This is a genomic window from Herpetosiphon llansteffanensis (assembly GCF_003205875.1).
GTDB lineage: Bacteria > Chloroflexota > Chloroflexia > Chloroflexales > Herpetosiphonaceae > Herpetosiphon > Herpetosiphon llansteffanensis.
In genome coordinates this window covers 1-253 of sequence record NZ_PUBZ01000073.1, presented here as the reverse complement: position 1 = coordinate 253, position 253 = coordinate 1, and the positions used below count along the sequence as shown (strand labels likewise).

The 253-nt window shown below is 57.7% G+C and carries 1 protein-coding gene; it reads left to right on the top strand.

Translation table 11 applies throughout. From position 1 onward, the window contains the following. Nucleotides 1-180, top strand: a 180-nt coding sequence (locus C5S61_RS27055) for a hypothetical protein (protein WP_205701361.1), incomplete at its 5' end; no start/stop codon positions are given. Between the last annotated feature and the right edge of the window lie 73 nt (nt 181-253).

Genomic DNA, 253 nt, shown 5'->3' with positions numbered 1-253 from the left:
CGCCAAGACCGAGCGGATCAAGGGGTCAAGAACGGTCTCAACGTTGAGACGCTCATCGCGGAGAATGCGGCGGACTTGGGTGGCATTGCTAACCGGAGTTGCGCGGAAGGCGCTCCCCGTGGCAAGCGGAATGTGTCAAGCACGATGAAACAAATGACAATGGAGCAAACGGACGATTAAAGAAGGATTATTCGCGCAATGCCGCCGTGATCGACGGATCCGCTGGCCCGACTGGGCGGTTAATCCACACAGC